This window comes from Collimonas sp. NPDC087041 (genome assembly GCF_044745265.1).
Classification (GTDB): Bacteria; Pseudomonadota; Gammaproteobacteria; order Burkholderiales; family Burkholderiaceae_D; genus Collimonas.
The window spans coordinates 173,158-190,764 of record NZ_JBIUZX010000009.1 but is presented as its reverse complement, the minus strand read 5'-3'; the positions used below and the strand labels follow the sequence as shown (position 1 = coordinate 190,764).

Here is a 17,607-nt window from a genome sequence, read left to right as displayed (position 1 = left end):
GCAATATCAGATTGCAACCTGCCGCCCAATCAGAATCACACTATCCTTCGGCAAGCGGAAGAAATCGCTGACGTGCATGGAGTTCCGTTCCATCACGGCGAAAACGCTTTGCTGCCATTCTGCCAGTCCTTGACCGTCTTCGCGCGCGACAACTTCTATGTGGCCGACGTAATACACGGCATCATCAAAATCCAGGCTGTGATTCTGCAAACTGGCTGCTTTCAACACGGCCGGAATATCCGGCTTCTCCATAAAGCCAAACCGCGCTTTTGCACGCCAATAATTAGGTTGAACCTCGGTGATCGTCAAACGTTCCGATTCATCAATCCACGGTATCGATTCTGTGACGGCATTCACCACAAACAGGTTTTCGTGCAACGCGCGATTGTGTTTTACGTCCCAGATCATGACCGGCGGCGTGGCGCTATCGGTCCGCGACAGGAACACCGCGGTGCCCGGCACGCGAGGAATATTGCGCGACTTCAGCGATGCCATGAACTCATCCACCGGAATCGACAACTGATCGACATTTTGGGCGACGGCGGTAGAGCCGCGATGCCATATCAGCATCGTCCCGAACACCAGCGAGGCCAGCAACAGCGGTACATAACCGCCGTCGGCCACCTTGGTCAGGTTAGCCAGGAAAAAGGCGCTATCGATACAGATGAATACGCCAGCCACAGCGCCGCTCTTGAGCAAGCCCCAGCCCCAGACTTCGCGCATGGCGATGAACAGCAACCCCGAAGTGAGCAGCATGGTTGCTGCGACTGCAATGCCATATGCGGAAGCCAGATTGTCGGATTTGCGGAAAGCCAGGACCAGCCCGACCGTAACGATCATCAACAGCCAGTTAACCACACCTACATAAATCTGTCCGTAGCCTTCTTCCGAGGTTTGCCTGATACGTAGACGCGGCAGCCAGCCGAGCTGGATCGCTTGCCGGGTCATCGAAAACGCGCCGGTAATGATCGACTGGCTGGCGATGACGGTGGCCACCGTAGCCAGGACGACAAATGGAATCAGCAGGAAATCCGGGCAAAGCCGGAAGAAAATGTTGTCGCTTATCGGCGTGCCATCCAGCACCAGGGCGGTCTGACCGGCATAGTTCAGCAACAGGCTGGGAAGCACCACTACCGACCAGGCGAAGCGGATCGGACGCGAACCGAAATGCCCCATGTCGGCATAAAGCGCTTCGGCTCCGGTCACGCACAGGAAGACGCCACCCAGGATAAGGAAGCTTGTATAGCCGTTCGAGAACAGGTAATGCAAGCCATAGATTGGATTCAAAGCCGCCAGCACCGCCGGATGGCGAGCGATGCCGATAACGCCCAGCACTGCGATGGCGACGAACCATAGCAACATGATGGGGCCAAAAGTTTTGCCGATTCGCGCAGTGCCAAGTGGCTGAATCGCGAATAATGCGATCAATATCGTTACGGCTGCGGGCACGATGTAAGGTTCGACCGCCGGCGTGGCGATCTTTAGCCCTTCCAGCGCGGACAGCACCGAGATGGCCGGCGTAATCGCGCCGTCGCCATAGATTAACGCGGCGCCGAATAAACCAAGGGCCACGATAAGTGGCCGCTGGTGCTTCTTGATGCCAAGCAGCGACATCAACGCCAGGATACCGCCCTCGCCGTCATTATCGATACTCATCGCTAATATCACGTACTTGACCGTGGTGATCATGATCAACGTCCAGACGATCAGCGACAACACGCCAAGCACCACATCCGGGCTTGGAACGCCGCCCGTCATGCCCAGAACAGTCTTGAGTGTATATAAGGGGCTGGTGCCGATATCGCCAAAAACAATGCCCAATGCGGACAGCCCTAATGCGGATACGCCGGCGCGACCAATTCCTTTGCCGGGAGACGGTTCGGGTGGTTTATTCATAGAGTTGAATTTTCCTCAAAAATGAAAGCGGCAAACGCCCAACGGGATGACTTATCTACAACAACAGAAAACTCTACGCTAAGGCCACCAGGCTTGATCAGACGGCATTAGCGCTGCCCGGAAACACCATCCGCACCAGCAGTCCCGGCGCGGCGTCTTCCAGATGGAGCGTTCCGCCATGCAAGCTGACGATGGCGGCAACGGTCGACAGGCCGATGCCATTGCCTTGTTGCTCGTGATTGAGACGATAAAAGCGTTGCAGCACATTAGTGCGTTCCTGTACCGGAATGCCCAGGCCGTCGTCATGCACCAGCAAGATGACCTCGTCACCCCGTTGGGCTGCGTACACGCCAATCGCGGTCGGATGACCGGCATACTTCAATGCATTGTCGAGCAAATCGGTCAATACGCTTTCCAGCAACTGCCGATCACCGCGAATACTCGGATTTCCTTCGATCTCCATGACCAGCGCCACCGCCATCTCATGGGCAGCGGCCTGGTAACGTTCGACCACGTTCGCTACCATGTCGCGCATGGCAACCGGCTCAAAGCTCTGGCGGCGCGCTCCGGATTCCGTTTCGGCCATTTGCAACAGCTTATCCAGCAACGCAATCAACCCGTCGACCTCCTGGACGGCCAGATCTCCGGCGGCGGCCAGCGCTACGGCGTCGGATCTGGCGTGTAATGTTTCATCGAGATGGGTGCGAATCCGCCCCAGAGGAGTGCGCAAGCTGTGTGCGATGGTGTTGGAGACATGGCGAGCGCCATCCATCCTTTGCTCGACTTTATCCAGCATGCGGTTGAGGTCCTGATTCAATCGGGCGAACTGGCCACTACCGCCCGATACCGGCAACCGGCGCCCCAGATTGCCGCGCTCGATATCGCGTGCAGCATCGCGGATTGCCTCTATCCTGCGCGCAATCCATACGCGCAGGCAGAAGGCGCCGGCCGCCGAAAGCGTCAGGGCCAGCAATCCGCCGACGCCAATCATGCGCCAGATTAGTAAGCTATTCCCGTCCAGGCATCCTCCCTGCACATAGCCAAGCAAACTTCATTTCTGCACGCCATTGCTGGCCTGCGCCGGCTCGCCAGAATCATTGCGATTCCACCAACCGCCGCCGAGCGCCTGGAACAACGCCGCCGTATCGGCATAGCGCGCCGCCTGTGCCTGCGCCAGGCTGATTACCGCCTGCTGATAAGTCTGCTGCGCGGTCAACAAGGTCTGCGGCGTGCTGGCGCCGAGTTCCACCGATTTACGCACTATTTCCAGACTGCGCGCGGCGGCACGTTCGGCCAGCAACTGCGCTTTCAGGGTTTCAGCGTCATATTGCAACGCCCGCAAACTATCGGCCACGTTCTGGAATGCCACAATCACCGTACTGCGATACTGCGCCTGAGCCTGTTCAAAGAGCGCTTCGGCAGCACGCTTTTTGTGCAGCAAAGCGCCGCCAGCAAACAATGGCTGGGTCAGCCCACCAGCAAGCGCCCAAAATCCGGTCCCGGCTGTAAAGAGATTACCGATCTGCGTGGCTGAGCTGCCGATATTCGCGCTCAGGGTAATTTGCGGCAGCATATTGGCCGTGGCGACGCCGACTTCCGCCGACGCCGCATGCAGCTGCTCTTCTGCCGCACGCACGTCAGGCCGTTGCCGCACCAAATTTGACGGCAGGCTGACCGGCAGTTGCAGCGGCAGGCTGATCTGGGACAAGAGAAATTTCTGGTCCAGTTCTTCACTTGGGAAGCGGCCAGCCAACGCTGTCAGCTTATTGCGTTGTTGAGACAAGGAATTCTGCAGCGGCGGCAAGGTGGCCTGGGTCTGCGCCAACGCCGCCTCCTGTGCTGCAACATCGGCTTGCGCCACATCGCCCAATGCATACTGGCGCTTCAGCAGCTCCAGCAACTTCGTCTGCGTTTTGATGACTTCCTGAGTCGCGCTGATCTGCGCGCGCAGCGATGCTTCCTGCACTGCCGCAGCGACCACGTTCGAGGTCAGCGTCAGATAGGCAGCTTCAAGCAAAAAGCGCTGTTGCCCGGCCTGCGCCTGCAGATTCTCCACGGCACGCCGGTTTGCGCCAAATGCATCCAGCGTATATGACACGCTGACCTGGGCGGTATGCAGGTTATACAAGGCGCCGTCCTGGCCCGGCGTGGTCGCCACTTTCTGGCGAGTCGGCGTCAGGCTGGCATTGACTGTCGGGAAAAAAGCCCCCTGCTGCACCGAGACCTGTTCTTCTGCCGCCCGCAAGGCCGCTTGCGCCGATTGCAGATCCGGGTTGGCCTTCAGCGCTTGCTCGATCACGGCATTCAAAGGCGTTGATTGAAACAGCGTCCACCATTGCGCCGGGATATCCATGTTGCTGACGAACTGCTGCTCATCACCACCTTGCGTGTTGGCAGACGCCGTTTTCGACGGCATTGGCTGCTTGCTGTAACCCTGCACCGCCGGCGCCTCAGGCTGCTTGAAATCGGGGCCGACCGCACAACCCGCCAACACCAGCGAATAAGCCAGCATCGGCGCATATGCCAGAGATTGCAATTTTAATTTCATCATGTTCTACCTATTTAAACATCCACCGCAGCTTGCCAATCCTGCCGGGAGAGTGCCTGTGGCATCTCCCTGGCTACGAACCAACTAGCGCCCGTCGCTTGTCTCGACTTGCTTCTTGCGGCGCTCTATTCGGCGCTCCAGCGCGAAATAAAACGTCGGCAGAATGAACAAGGTCAGCAAGGTGGCGACCACCAGCCCACCCACCACGACGGTCGCCAAGCCACGCTGGACGTCGGTGCCAACACCGGTCGCCAGTGCCGCTGGCAACATGCCGATCGACGCCACGGTCGCCGTCATCAAGACTGGACGGAAACGTTCAAATGCTCCCGCCAGCACCGCTTCGGCCAGCGCCAGGCCTTGTTGCCTGACGCGATTGATGTTGGAGACCATGATGATGCCGTTCTGTACCGCGACGCCGAACAAGGCGATGAAGCCCACTCCGGTGGCGACGTTGATGGTGTTGCCGGTGAGATGCAACGCGATCAAGCCACCCAGCGCAGCCAGCGGCACCACGCCCAGTATCAACAGGGCCTGGCGTAATTTGCCGAAGCCGGCATATAGAATGATTGCCATCAAGCCGACTACCAGGCCGAACACCAGCATCATGCGCGCCTGCGCCCGCTCCTGGTTTTCAAACTGGCCGGCCCATTCGAGACGGTACTTGCTCTTGTCGAAATGGACTTTCTGTGCAACCTGCGCTTGCGCATCCTGGTAATACGACAACAGATCGCGGTCGGCATAATCGAGGCGCACGGTCAGTTGCCGATGCGTGCTTTCATGGGTAATCGTGCTTTCGCCGGTTGCCGTGCGAATATGCGCCACTTGCGACAATGGAATACGCGCACCACTGGATGACGTGATCAGCAAATTGCCCAGTGCCTCCGGCCCGTTTCGATTTCCTTTCGGGAAGCGCACCGTCACGTTGTAAATGCGATCTGCCACGTACAACTGGGTGACCGGCGCACCGCCAATGCCGGTTTGAATCAGATTGGAAATATCCCCGATGTTGATGCCGAGGCGCGCAATTTCGGCCCGATCGATATCGATCACCATTTGCGGAACCGGCGGCTCCTGGAAAATCGACACATCGGCGCTGCCCTGCACGCCATGCAACACATCGACAATTTCATTGCCGATACGACGCAGTTCCTTGAAGTCGTCGCCATACACGCGAATCACCAACGGGCTATGGGCGCCGCCAACGGCGTCGTTGACGCCGTCGCTGATCGGCTGGCTAATGCCAATCGAAAAGCCGGGCAATTGCGACAGGCGCGCATTCAGGCGTTTCACGAATTGCGCCTTGTTCTCTCCGCTGGGCCAGGTGTTGTAGGGCTTCAAGCCGACCGGCACCTCCATGTGGGACGGCGTCCATGGGTCAGTGCCGTCGTCGCTGCGTCCCAGCTGGGTCACAACGTAAGACACTTCGGGACACTCCAGGATGGTTCGACGCAACTCGGCCGCCATCTCCATGCCCTTTTCCAGCGACAGCCCGGACGGCATCTGCACTTGCAGCCAAAGCGTACCCTCATCCAGCTGCGGCATGAATTCGCGGCCAGTAGCAGCGCCCAGCACGATGACGCCGGCCAGCGCTACTGCACCGATGACATAGGCAATCGATGGTTTGTCGAGCAATGCGCCCAGTGTCTTTCGATAGCCGGCGGTCAGCCATTCCAGCGGCTTGTTATGAAAAATCCGGCGTGGCTTGCGCAGCGCCATGTATGCCAGTCCCGGCACCAGCACGATGCTGCACAACAAAGCACCCATCAGTGCATAGCTGACAGTCAGCGCCATCGGCGACAGCAACTTGCCTTCCGCCCGTTCAAAGGCGAACAAGGGCAAATAAGCGCTGATGATAATCAGGGTCGCGAAGAAAATCGGCTTGACCACTTCGGTCGTGGCGGCCCGCACCTCGCCCTCGGTCAATTCCTCGGTCGGTTTGGCTTCCCGTCGTCGCAAGATGGCTTCGGTCACCACGATGGCGCCATCGACAATGATGCCGAAGTCGATCGCTCCCAGCGAAAACAAATTGGCCGGCATCTTGGTCAGGTACATCATGATGAACACGGTAACCAGCGCCAGTGGAATGGTCACCGCTGCTACCAGGGCGCTGCGCGGGCTGCCGAGAAACAGGATCAGTACGATACACACTAGGCCGATGCCCTCGATCACCGTATGGCTCACTTTATGTACGGTCAGTTCAATCAGGTCGTCGCGGTCGATGTAAGGAACGATCCGCACACCTTGCGGCGCCAATTGCTTTTGCAATTGCTCGACCTTGGCATGCACGCTCTTGATCACTTCGGAGGCGTTCTGGTATTTCAATAGCAAAACGATGCCTTCAATCGTGTCAGGATTGTTGTCCTTGCCCAAGATGCCCTGGCGCTCCTGATGGCTGTACTGCATCTTGCCGAGATCCCGCACCAATATCGGCACGCCATTGACTTGCTTGACCACGACATTGCCGAGGTCGGTCAGATTGCGCATCAGGCCGATGCCGCGCACCACATAGCCTTGCTCGCCGCGAGAAATACGGCTGCCGCCGGCGTTCGCATTGTTGTTGTTGATCGCGGTCGTGATGTCCGACAGCGCGATGCCGTAACGCTGCAACTGGTTCTGGTCGACCTCAAGCTGATATTCCTTGGTCAGGCCGCCGAAGTTATTTACATCGGCAACGCCGGCCACCTGGCGCAATTCAGGCATGACGATCCAGCGCTGAATTTCAGACAATTCCATCAGGTTCTTGCTGTCGGATTCCAGCGTGTAGCGATAAATTTCACCGGATGGACCGCTCACCGGATCCAGGCTCGGTGTAATTCCGCTGGGCAGGGTCGCCTGCGCCATGCGTTCGGTTACACGTTGACGTTCCCAGTAATCTTCGGCGCCATCCTTGAAGGTCAGCGTAATCAGCGATAAGCCAAAGGTGCTGGAAGAACGCATATGGACCAGGCCTGGCGTACCGCTGAGCTGACGCTCCAGCGGAATCGTGATTTGCTGTTCGATCTCTTCTGCAGCAAGGCCCGGCGCCTGGGTTGTTACCTGCGCCTGGACATCGCTCAGTTCAGGATAGGCTTCCACGGCCATTTGGGTCCACGAGTAGTAGCCAAACAATGCCACCAGTATCGTCACCAGAATCACCGCATAGCGTTTGCGCAGGCAGTAGCGGACGACGTTGTTAATCATTTAGCAGCACTCCGCCCGAAATGACAACGCGATCGCCGGCGTTCAATCCGGATTGAATGCGGATACTGCCATTTTCTTCAAAGCCGGTGATCACTTTACGGCGTACGAAATTCCAGGGCGAAACCTCGACAAACACTGTGGTGTCGTCATTGTTCATGAGCAGCGCCGAGGTTGGCACAACCGGCGATGAGGTTTGTGCGACGGCGAACAGGGCGTTGGCAAACATGTTCGGCTTGAATTTTCCGTCCGCGTTCGGCATGCTGATGCGCACCAGTGCGCGTCGCGTGTCAGGCTGCAGGACATCGCTGACAAAGGCGACATTGCCATGGAATTTGCTGTCGGGATAAGCCGGCAGGCGAATCGATGCGGGCTGGCCTTTTTTTACCGACGACAGCATGTTCTCGGGTACGTTGGCCGTGATCCAGACCTTGTCCAGGTTCGCTATCGTCATCAACGTCGCAGTCAGATCGTTTGCATTCTGGCCAACTCCGATCGACAGCGCAGTGATGCTGCCGGAAGTCGGCGCGACAACGTTGAGGCGCCGGCCACTGCTATCTGCGTTGACGTTGCCCAGCGTCTTGAGGCGGGTATCGGCACGGGAAAACTCGGATTGCGCCTGCGCATACGTGCTTTCAGCCTGCTCCAGATCCTTGATCGCACCGGCGCCGGCATCCTGCACGCCGCGTTGGCGATCCAGGACTTTTTTCGCCAGTTGCAAGGCGTCGCTGGCTTTCTGCCGATCGGATGCCGCCTGTGCAAAATCGCCCGAGCTCATCACCAGCAGCAACTGACCTTTCTTGACCTGATCGCCAAGGCCGACTTTCAGTTCGATTACCTTGCCGGCGACTGGCGCCAGGACATTAATCGTCTGCGCCGGATCGGCCTCGACCTGCGCCGGCAGTTCCAGCGTATGCGGTGCATCCATGGTCGTCACTGGGGCGACGATCAAACGCTTGCGCAACGGTGAGCCCGAAGGAACCTGCAACTGCTCTCCCTTGCGTACAAAATTCGCCGTCGGCGCGGCATCGGCCGCATGAGCGGCGCCTTTACTGCCGTCTGATACGAACCAGGCGATACCGACAACGGCAAGAATGCCTATCGTCAGGACAAGTACACGTTTCTTTGCTTGCTGGGTGTTGTTTTGCATGATGGGGCTCATAGTGAAAATCGTTGTATCGCGCGACTCTTCATGATTTGCTACGTTATTTGGTATGTCATCTGGTGACATGTCGTTCTTGCCTTGCCGCCGCACACCGGCAGCCCGAATGATTTCTTCGGTACGTTCCTCAAAGTTTTTTGACTGGGATAGCGCTGCCTGATTGATCGACGATCTTGCATGCGATTTTTGCGAGTTTCATGAGATCGAAACGCAGCGCCAGTAACGGATATCGTGAGAATATCGAGCAATCCTGTCAGGAACCTGAAGGAATCCTGACAAAATGCTGACAAGCTCTCAAAACAACACTTTTCCCTCACCAAACATGAGCACATGCCCCCTCCTTGATAGGCATCGATAGCATCCGCACGTTGACGGTTACGCCGTGAGGTTACGCTTTGATTCTGGCAAAAAAATGTGGCAAGTTCATGACCTTGCTGGCAAGCCTGGGCCCGCAATTCCTCAAAGCGCCAACCGCCCGTCAACTATCCTGCCGTAGCGCCCGGCGTCCAAAATGGCAGCTGTTCAGCCGCCAACGCCTATAATTCGGGGATTGTGTTCGCGCCCCCTCCGCGATTAAAAGTAAAAAAACTCTTACAATCCATGTGTCAGGTAGCGCTATCTTTGAGTTTGGGAAAATAGTTTCCCAGAAGAATGATGACAAGCCTATAATAATGTCATCATTGACAATTGAGTGTTACATTTCTGGAATGTTATCGGTTGAAGCAGGACATATCGCCGATTTGTGAAGCACCATGTTGGGTCATGTTGTGTATCTCTCCCACAGTCAATAACTCGCATCAACACCACCACTTGATTGCTATTGCTAATGTACTCAATATTGCCCGCACTGGTGTCGTCCGTGTTCCTCGGTTATGGCTTGTACGTCCTTTGCGCGCAAGGCTTTACCCGCATTGGCATCAGCTTTTCCGTGTTGTGCGTCACTTCGGCATTTTGGCAAGGGACGTGGGCGGTGCTATTCCAGGTCCACAACCCGGTGGTGGCGATATTCCTGATCAAGTTCGGTTATCTGCTGATCCTGTTCCTGCCGACCAGCCTGTATCACTTCCTGACTGAAGTCTCGGATCGGCCGCAGGAGCGGCCACTGGTTTATCTGTCGTACGGGCTAGCCTCGATACTGGCCGTTTTCCTGATCGGCAGCGATCTCTTCGTATCCGGCTACTATCAGTATTTTTGGGGCTTCTATCCGAAGGCCGGGCTGCTGCATCCGATCCATGTGCTGCAAACGGTTGTTGTGGTCAACCGCGGCCTGTACATCACCTTCATGCAGCAGCGAAATGCGCCACCCAACAAGCGCATCAGGTTACGCCTCTGCATTGCCGGCATATTGACCTACTTCTTCGCCGCCATCGATTATCTGTGCAACTACGGCTACGAGTTCTATCCTCCGGGCGTGCTGTTCATCGCCGTCAGTCTCGGCATTATCACCATTGCGATCGTCAAATACGGGCTGTTCAACCCAATGGCGATTGCCGCCACTGTGGCCCACGAAATGCGCACGCCGCTGCTGTCGATCCGCAATCAGGCGCAGGGAATGAACAAATACATACCGACGCTGCTGAACAGTTACCAGCTGGCCGTCACGCATAAACTATGTGAACCCACCTTGCCGCCGTTCGCGATGAATTACCTCGCCACGATCGGGCAAACGCTCACCAGGGAGGTCGATCGCACCAATGCGGTGCTGGACATGATGCTGGCGTCGATCAAGATGGACCAGATCGATAAGTCCAATTTCACCCAGCACGAAATACAGGAATGCCTGGCCGAAGCCATCGACAGGTACACATTCGACCATGAGGACCGCGAACGCATCATTCTCAATATCTCGGAAGAATTCCGTTTTTACGGCTCCGATACACTCCTGATACTGGTGCTGTTCAATTTGTTGAAGAATGCGCTGTACGCGATCAAGGCGGCAAAAAAGGGCGAGATCATCATATCGACCGAGAGTGGCGCGACATTCAACCGCCTGCACTTTACCGATACCGGGACCGGGATTCCGCAAGAGGCGCTGCCGAACATTTTCGACGGCTTTTTCACGACCAAGAATAGCGGCGGAACCGGCGTCGGCCTCACCTTCTGCCATCGCGTGATGGCTGCTTTTGGAGGACGTATCCGATGCGACTCGGTGGCCGGCCAATACACGACTTTCACGCTGGAATTTCCGCGTGTGGATAACCCCGCGCAAGACCAGGCTCCTGCACCAGCATCTCGCCAAGCGGAGAAAAGTGCAGCAACCCCTCCTCCGCTTGGTTCCTAGCTCAAAGCATCATTCAGCAAACTACTATTCACCCTTTTCGACTTCATACTCGCGAATCTTTGCCAGGATGTGATCCGGCAAGCGCGCTATTTTCTTTTCCTTGTTGGCGAAAACGATTTGCTGATGCCCAGTGGCCACCAGCTCACCGCCGACAAAGAAACGGAACGATAGCGAGAACGAGCAATGCTTCACCGCGAAAGTATTAACCTCACAATCGATCTTTTGAAAAGCGAATGTCTCGCTGACATACTTCTGCTGCGCTTCCTTTGTGATGAAAACGCCAAGCGACTGCAGCATGTCGGCCGAAACACACTCAAAAAACCAGCGTTCGCGGCAGATCCCTTGCCACTCGAAATGCCGCGCAAAATAGATGTTGCCGGTGGCATTCGAATCCTTCAGATAGACATCAATCGAATGGTGAAACGTTTTCGGCTGGGATACGCGCAAAAAATCGGGCGACAACAGTGTCGCCTTTACATCGTTTTCTTTGATAACTGGACGTGGGGACAAGATAGCTGACATGATGGAAAACTCCATAAGCAAATGAAAAAATGGCTGCTTTGAACAGCCGCTATTGCCACCCCGTCTTTTTCAAGAACGAGGAAGCAGCTTATAGTGTTAATCATGTGGACAGACTTACAAGCGCTGATGCCGTAAACGGTAGCGGCGAATCGACGAATGCAGCTGCCGCCACCTATTTGATACGCTGTTTTTCCAACTTGCGCGCCAGCGTGCGCCGGTGCATGCCGAGACGGCGTGCGGTTTCAGAGATATTGAAGCCGGTTTCTACCAATACCTCGTGGATGCGCTCCCACTCCAGGGTCTTGATGGAGGTAGAGCGACTGGTCAATTCGACGTCGGCTGCCCCGGCAACATGGCCGAAGGCCGCTTCGATATCGTCCGTATTGGATGGCTTGGCCAGGTATTGGCAAGCGCCAAGCTTGATCGCTTCCACCGCGGTGGTAATACTGGCGAACCCGGTCAGCACCACGATCAGCATCTCCGGATCGTGCTTGTGCAGCATCTGCACACAAGCCAATCCAGACGTATTTCCATTCAGTTTGAGGTCGACCACCGCATAACCCGGCGAGTGCTGCTTCAGTAATTCTGCGGCCTGATCCAGGCTTTCCGCCAGCAGGACTGTGTAACCACGGCGCTCGAACGAGCGGCCAAGGGTACGCGCGAACGCCGCGTCGTCTTCGATAATAAGCAACAGTCGATCAACCGACATGAACAATTTCCTCTTCAAGGCTGATGGCTGCCAGCGGCAAGGTCAGCCGCACTTCGGCGCCGCCTTCAGCACGATTCCTGGCGTTCACGACACCGCCCAATTTACGCGCGACGTTGACGACGAAAAACAAGCCCAGCCCGCTACCGGGCCGTCCCTTGCTCGACTGGTATGGTTTGCCGATGTGGTTCAGCATGGCCGGTACGAAGCCCGGACCGGTATCGGTGACCTGCAGGATCAATGAATCGCCCTCGCGAGTCGCTTCCAGGCAGACCCATTGCGGCGATGCTTCCAGCGCATTGTCGAGTACGTTGCAGATCATCTGCTTGAGCGCCGAATCGAACACTACGGGCATGTCCTGCTCGATCCGGTTTTCATAGGCAAACGAAACGATAGGTCGGGTGGCGCACCACTCCTTGGCCAGGTCGTTCAGAAAAGTGCTGATGGTGGTTTTCACCGACGATTCGCCGCGCGCCTCACCGGCCGACAGCAGGATGCCGCTGACGATGCTTTTGCAGCGCTGCAATTGGGTCTGCATTTCGCTGATTTCTTCCAGCAGTTCGCTGTTCTTGCTGAATTCCGGCATACGCCGCCAGTCGCCCAAGATAACGGAAAGCGTGGCCAGCGGCGTACCGAGTTCGTGTGCTGCGCCCGAAGCCAGCAAGCCCATGCGCACGATATGATCTTCTTCTGCGGCGCGTTGGCGCAGGTCGGCGAGCTGGGCGTCGCCGGCGCGCAGGTTATGGTTGATGCGGGTGACAAAAAACACCAGCAGCGCGGCAATCATGGCAAAGCACAGCAGCATGCCATCGACGTATAAACTGGTCAGGCCATTGCCATGATCGGCCGGCAGATGCAAGGGCTCGGAAAACAGCGACAGCCCAGCCAGGCAGGCACTGGTGATCGCCACGATGGTCCAGGTTGACCAGGCTTCCAGCAACACTGCGCTCAGAATGACCTGCAGCAGAAACAGAAAGGCGAAGGGATTGGCGGTGCCGCCGCTGAGGTAAAGCTGTGCAGTCAAGCTGCCGACATCGACCAGCAGCGCCAGGAACAATTCATTGTTGCTGACCTCGGTGCGCTCGTGCCAGCGCAGGTGGCTGCCGATGTTGAAGGCAATCAGACAAGCCAGCACCATCAACATGTGCGGCAGCGGCAGGTGGATGCCGAAGCCGACCATCACTACCGCGATGGTCGTGATCTGGCCGATCACGGCGATCCAGCGTAACTGGATCAGGCGCAGCATGTTCTTGTGGCCGGTAGTGTCTTCAGGGCCAGCGGCGCCCGCTATTACTTCTTTCAAATCGTCTGTATCTGCAATGGTTTCAATTTTGCTTGCCATCTTCACTTTCCCGGTCGATACCGTCACCACTGGCGCTGGCGGCAACGCGCAGCATGCGGCGCTCTTCGCGCACCACCCAGAAGCAGGCGCCCGCCACCATCAGGGCGAGAGCATACCAAGTGAGAGCATAAACCAAATGGCTGTTGTGAAAGGAGATCACCGTCAGGCCGCCGATCGGTTGCCCGGCAGCCGCACCGCCGGAACCGCTCTGGCCGGCATCGGCATCAACGAAATAAGGCGCTACGCCAGACAGGCCGCGCGCTGCGGCAATCGCCTGCACGTCGCGTGAATACCAGTGGTTGGCGCTGGGATCGTTGTGACGCAAAAAGCCGCCGCCCGGCTCACTGATGCGCAGCAATCCGGTCACGCTGAGCGGTTCGGGGGCATTGGCGGCAGTGCTGGCTTGCGCGGCGGAATCCTGCGATTTCCAGTCGCCGACTTTGGCGGCAACGAAGCCGCGGTTAACCAGCACTACGCTGCCATCGGCGCTGCGCAACGGCGTCAGCAGCCAGAAGCCGTTGCCAAGCTCGGTGACGGCCTGGACCGGGGTGGTCAGTTCATACAGAAAATTGCCGGTAAGGCGGACATGACGGTACTCGTCATTTTCAGCGGTGATGCGCGGCCAGCTTTCCCGGTCGGGAGCTGCCATCGCAGGGGAATGGACGCGTTGCTCAACCCGTTCGATCAGGTCAAGTTTCCATTGCAGGCGTTTCAACTGCCAGCTGCCCAGTGCTACAAAGCCGAAGAATAACAGCCCTGCGCAAGCAGCCAGCACCAGCCGCGTGGCGCGAGAGCGCTGCCGCGGCTTTACATCTTGTGCCGCAACAGCAGTGTTATCCGGCAATCCGTCGCCGGCCACCTTGCTGTGCGGCGCCTGGGTCATTGCATTTTCATGTTGTGCATGTCATGCGAAGCCGGCATGTTTTGCAACGATTCAGGTACGGTTTCCTGCATCGACGCTGGCGTCATGCCCGGCATCATATTGTGGTTGAGGTGATACATCACCCACAGCGAACCGCTCAGCATGATCCCTACCACCATGACCGTGAAGAGCATTGCCAGCATGGTCCAGCCACCTTCGGACTTGGTGTTCATGTGCAGGAAGTAGATCATGTGAACCACGATCTGCACGGCACCGAAAGCCAGCAGCACGATACCGGTAGTGCTGGATTTATCGATGACCTTGCCCATCACCAGCCAGAATGGAATGGCGGTCAGGATGACGGCCAGCACGAAGCCGGTGACATAGCTTTTTACAGTGCCGTGATCGACATGCGTGTCGTGATCATGGCTGTGTGGGACGACTAGCGCCGGATGTTGTTGATGCCCGCTCATGGCAAGACTCCCATCAGGTAGACAAAGGTGAAGACGCCGATCCAGACAACGTCAAGAAAGTGCCAGAACATCGACAGGCACATCAGGCGCCGGCCGTTTTCCGGTGTCAGGCCGTGACGACGGACCTGGAATATCAGCGTGATCAGCCAGATGATGCCGAAGCTTACGTGCAAGCCGTGGGTAGCCACCAGTGCAAAGAACGAAGTCAGGAAGCCGCTGCGTTGCGGGCCAGCGCCTTCGTGGATCAGGTGCGCGAACTCATACAGCTCGAAAGCGATAAAGCAGGCGCCAAGCACGCCGGTGATGACCAGCCAGGCGATGGTTGCACCTTGTTTCTTGCGCTGCATTTCCAGCATGGCGAAACCGTAGGTGATCGACGACAGCAGCAGCAACGCTGTGTTGAGGGCCACCAGTGGCAAGTCGAACAATTCAGCGCCGGTCGGGCCGCCTGCATAGTTGCGACCGAGGACAGCGTAGGTCGCGAACAGGCAGGCAAACACCAGGCAGTCGCTCATCAGGTACAGCCAGAAACCGAGCAAAGTGCCGTTTTCTGGATGGTGCTCGCGCACAAAGTAGCGCGAGCTCGGATCGGCGCTCAGCGCGCCAGCGGAGGAAGTTGAGATATCAGACATGGCTAGCCAGCAAACGTGTGCGTTCACCCTCTGTGCGGATAACTTCATCCGCCGGGATGTGGTAATCGCGGTTGTAATTGAAAGTATGGATGATGACAGCGGCAACCATCGCTACGAAACCGAGGCCGGCCAACAGCCACATCTGCCAGATCAGCGCGAAACCAACTGCTGCACTCAGCCCGGCAATGATGAATCCGGCAGCCGTATTCTTCGGCATGTGGATATCGGTAAAGCCTTGCTGCGGACGAACATAGTTGTTGTTCTTCATGTCGGTCCATGCATCGTTGTCGTGCACCACTGGTGTGAACGCGAAGTTATAGTCTGGCGGCGGCGACGAAGTCGACCATTCCAGAGTACGGCCACCCCAAGGATCGCCAGTCGTGTCACGCAGTTCGTGACGGCGACGGAAGCTGACCACCAGTTGGACCAGGAACGAAGCGATACCGAGTGCGATCAGGACAGCACCGAATGCAGCGATGATGAACCAGATCTGCAGCGACGGATCTTCGAAGTGGCTCATGCGGCGAGTCACACCCATCAGGCCCAGTACGTACAGCGGCATGAAGGCGAAGTAGAAGCCGATGGTCCAGAACCAGAAGCAGCAACGGCCCCAGAAATCGTCGAGCTTGTAACCAAATGCCTTCGGGAACCAGTAGTTGATACCGGCAAACATACCGAACAGGACGCCACCGATGATCACGTTGTGGAAGTGAGCGATCAGGAACAGGCTGTTATGCAGCACGAAGTCGGCTGGCGGTACTGCCAGCAGCACGCCGGTCATGCCACCGATGACGAAGGTGATCATGAAGCCCATGGTCCACAGCATTGGCACTTCAAAGCGGATACGGCCGCGGTACATGGTGAACAACCAGTTGAATATCTTGGCCCCGGTCGGGATCGAGATGATCATCGTGGTGATGCCGAAGAACGAATTGACGCTTGCCCCCGACCCCATGGTGAAGAAGTGATGCAGCCATACCAGGTAGGACAGGATGGTGATAACCACAGTCGCATAGACCATCGAGGTATAACCGAACAGACGCTTGCTGCTGAAGGTCGATACCACTTCCGAGAAAATACCGAAGGCTGGCAGGATCAGGATGTATACCTCTGGGTGACCCCAGATCCAGATCAGGTTGACATACATCATGGCGTTGCCGCCCATGTCATTGGTGAAGAAATTGGTGCCGACCACGCGGTCCAGCGCCAGCATGCCCAATACGGCGGTCAGCACAGGGAATGCAGCGACGATCAGGACGTTGGTGCACAGCGCGGTCCAGGTGAACACCGGCATCTTCATCATGTTCATGCCAGGCGCACGCATCTTGACGATGGTCACGATCAGGTTGACCCCGGACAGCAAGGTCCCTACCCCGGCAATCTGCAATGCCCAAATGTAGTAGTCGACCCCCACATCCGGACTACCCAGGATGCCGGACAGCGGCGGATACGCGAGCCAGCCGGTACGAGCGAATTCACCGACGAACAGCGAAGCCATGACCAGGCCACCACCGAATGTGGTCATCCAGAAGCTGAAGTTATTGAGGAACGGGAAAGCCACGTCGCGGGCGCCGATTTGCAGCGGTACGACATAGTTCATCAGGCCGGTAACCAGCGGCATGGCGACGAAGAAAATCATGATCACGCCGTGCGCGGTGAAGATCTGGTCGTAATGGTGCGGTGGCAGGAAGCCGGCGGAATCGCCGAACGCGAAGGCTTGCTGGGCGCGCATCATCAGCGCATCGGCGAAGCCGCGCAGCAGCATTACCAGGCCCAGCACCATGTACATGATGCCGATCCGTTTGTGGTCGATGCTGGTGAACCAGTCGCGCCACAGGGTGCCCCATACGCGGTAATAAGTCAGCGCGGCAAGCAACGCCACGCCGCCGATTGCGACCATGGCGAAGGTCACCAGCAGGATCGGTTCGTGAAAGGGAATCGCGTCCCAGGTGAGACGGCCGAAGATCAGCTTGGTCAGATCAATATGGTCTAGCATTGTTACTTTC

Annotated in this window: 13 protein-coding genes; 1 reads left to right on the top strand and 12 read right to left on the bottom strand. The window is 57.2% G+C overall.

Features of this window, described 5'->3' with window-relative positions; all coding sequences use genetic code 11:
• Positions 1-6 precede the first annotated feature (6 nt).
• The 5 genes from ACIPF8_RS17285 to ACIPF8_RS17265 form a co-directional block, all read right to left on the bottom strand.
• Complete coding sequence (locus ACIPF8_RS17285; RefSeq protein WP_400423359.1) at positions 7-1,896, bottom strand: potassium transporter Kup; 1,890 nt, start codon at positions 1,894-1,896, stop codon at positions 7-9.
• A gap of 97 nt (positions 1,897-1,993) precedes the next feature.
• Complete coding sequence (locus ACIPF8_RS17280) at positions 1,994-2,887, bottom strand: ATP-binding protein (RefSeq protein WP_400423358.1); 894 nt, start codon at positions 2,885-2,887, stop codon at positions 1,994-1,996.
• A 60-nt stretch (positions 2,888-2,947) separates the two neighbouring features.
• The gene (locus ACIPF8_RS17275) at positions 2,948-4,447 is read right to left on the bottom strand and encodes an efflux transporter outer membrane subunit (protein ID WP_400423356.1); all 1,500 of its coding nucleotides are present in this window, start codon (positions 4,445-4,447) and stop codon (positions 2,948-2,950) included.
• 81 nt (positions 4,448-4,528) lie between these two features.
• Complete coding sequence (locus ACIPF8_RS17270; protein ID WP_400423355.1) at positions 4,529-7,624, bottom strand: efflux RND transporter permease subunit; 3,096 nt, start codon at positions 7,622-7,624, stop codon at positions 4,529-4,531.
• Positions 7,617-8,771 carry an efflux RND transporter periplasmic adaptor subunit gene (locus ACIPF8_RS17265; protein WP_400423354.1) on the bottom strand — a complete coding sequence of 385 codons (1,155 nt, stop codon included), beginning with the start codon at positions 8,769-8,771 and terminating at the stop codon, positions 7,617-7,619. The genes ACIPF8_RS17270 and ACIPF8_RS17265 overlap by 8 nt, the downstream gene beginning before the upstream one ends.
• 838 nt (positions 8,772-9,609) lie before the next feature.
• Here ACIPF8_RS17265 and ACIPF8_RS17260 point away from each other — a divergent pair.
• Positions 9,610-11,064: an ATP-binding protein gene (locus ACIPF8_RS17260; protein WP_400423353.1), complete on the top strand. Its 1,455-nt coding sequence runs from the start codon at positions 9,610-9,612 to the stop codon at positions 11,062-11,064.
• A gap of 24 nt (positions 11,065-11,088) precedes the next feature.
• Here ACIPF8_RS17260 and ACIPF8_RS17255 read toward each other — a convergent pair whose 3' ends face one another.
• From ACIPF8_RS17255 to cyoB, 7 genes are all read right to left on the bottom strand, one after another.
• On the bottom strand, positions 11,089-11,586 hold the full coding sequence (locus tag ACIPF8_RS17255; RefSeq protein WP_400423351.1) for an acyl-CoA thioesterase: 498 nt from the start codon (positions 11,584-11,586) through the stop codon (positions 11,089-11,091).
• Positions 11,587-11,758: 172 nt separating this feature from the next.
• Positions 11,759-12,295, bottom strand: a complete 537-nt coding sequence (locus tag ACIPF8_RS17250; protein ID WP_400423349.1) for a response regulator transcription factor — start codon at positions 12,293-12,295, stop codon at positions 11,759-11,761.
• Positions 12,285-13,634: an ATP-binding protein gene (locus tag ACIPF8_RS17245; protein ID WP_400423347.1), complete on the bottom strand. Its 1,350-nt coding sequence runs from the start codon at positions 13,632-13,634 to the stop codon at positions 12,285-12,287. Before ACIPF8_RS17245 ends, ACIPF8_RS17250 begins: the two co-directional genes overlap by 11 nt.
• The gene (locus ACIPF8_RS17240; RefSeq protein ID WP_400423345.1) at positions 13,618-14,517 is read right to left on the bottom strand and encodes an SURF1 family protein; all 900 of its coding nucleotides are present in this window, start codon (positions 14,515-14,517) and stop codon (positions 13,618-13,620) included. The genes ACIPF8_RS17245 and ACIPF8_RS17240 overlap by 17 nt, the downstream gene beginning before the upstream one ends.
• Positions 14,514-14,969 (bottom strand): cytochrome o ubiquinol oxidase subunit IV, encoded by a 456-nt coding sequence (gene cyoD / locus ACIPF8_RS17235; RefSeq protein ID WP_400423343.1) that lies wholly within the window; start codon positions 14,967-14,969, stop codon positions 14,514-14,516. Before cyoD ends, ACIPF8_RS17240 begins: the two co-directional genes overlap by 4 nt.
• Complete coding sequence (gene cyoC / locus ACIPF8_RS17230; RefSeq protein ID WP_400423341.1) at positions 14,966-15,601, bottom strand: cytochrome o ubiquinol oxidase subunit III; 636 nt, start codon at positions 15,599-15,601, stop codon at positions 14,966-14,968. Before cyoC ends, cyoD begins: the two co-directional genes overlap by 4 nt.
• Entirely contained in the window at positions 15,594-17,597 is a 2,004-nt protein-coding gene (cyoB, locus tag ACIPF8_RS17225) for a cytochrome o ubiquinol oxidase subunit I (protein WP_400423339.1), read from the bottom strand. The genes cyoC and cyoB overlap by 8 nt, the downstream gene beginning before the upstream one ends.
• Between the last annotated feature and the right edge of the window lie 10 nt (positions 17,598-17,607).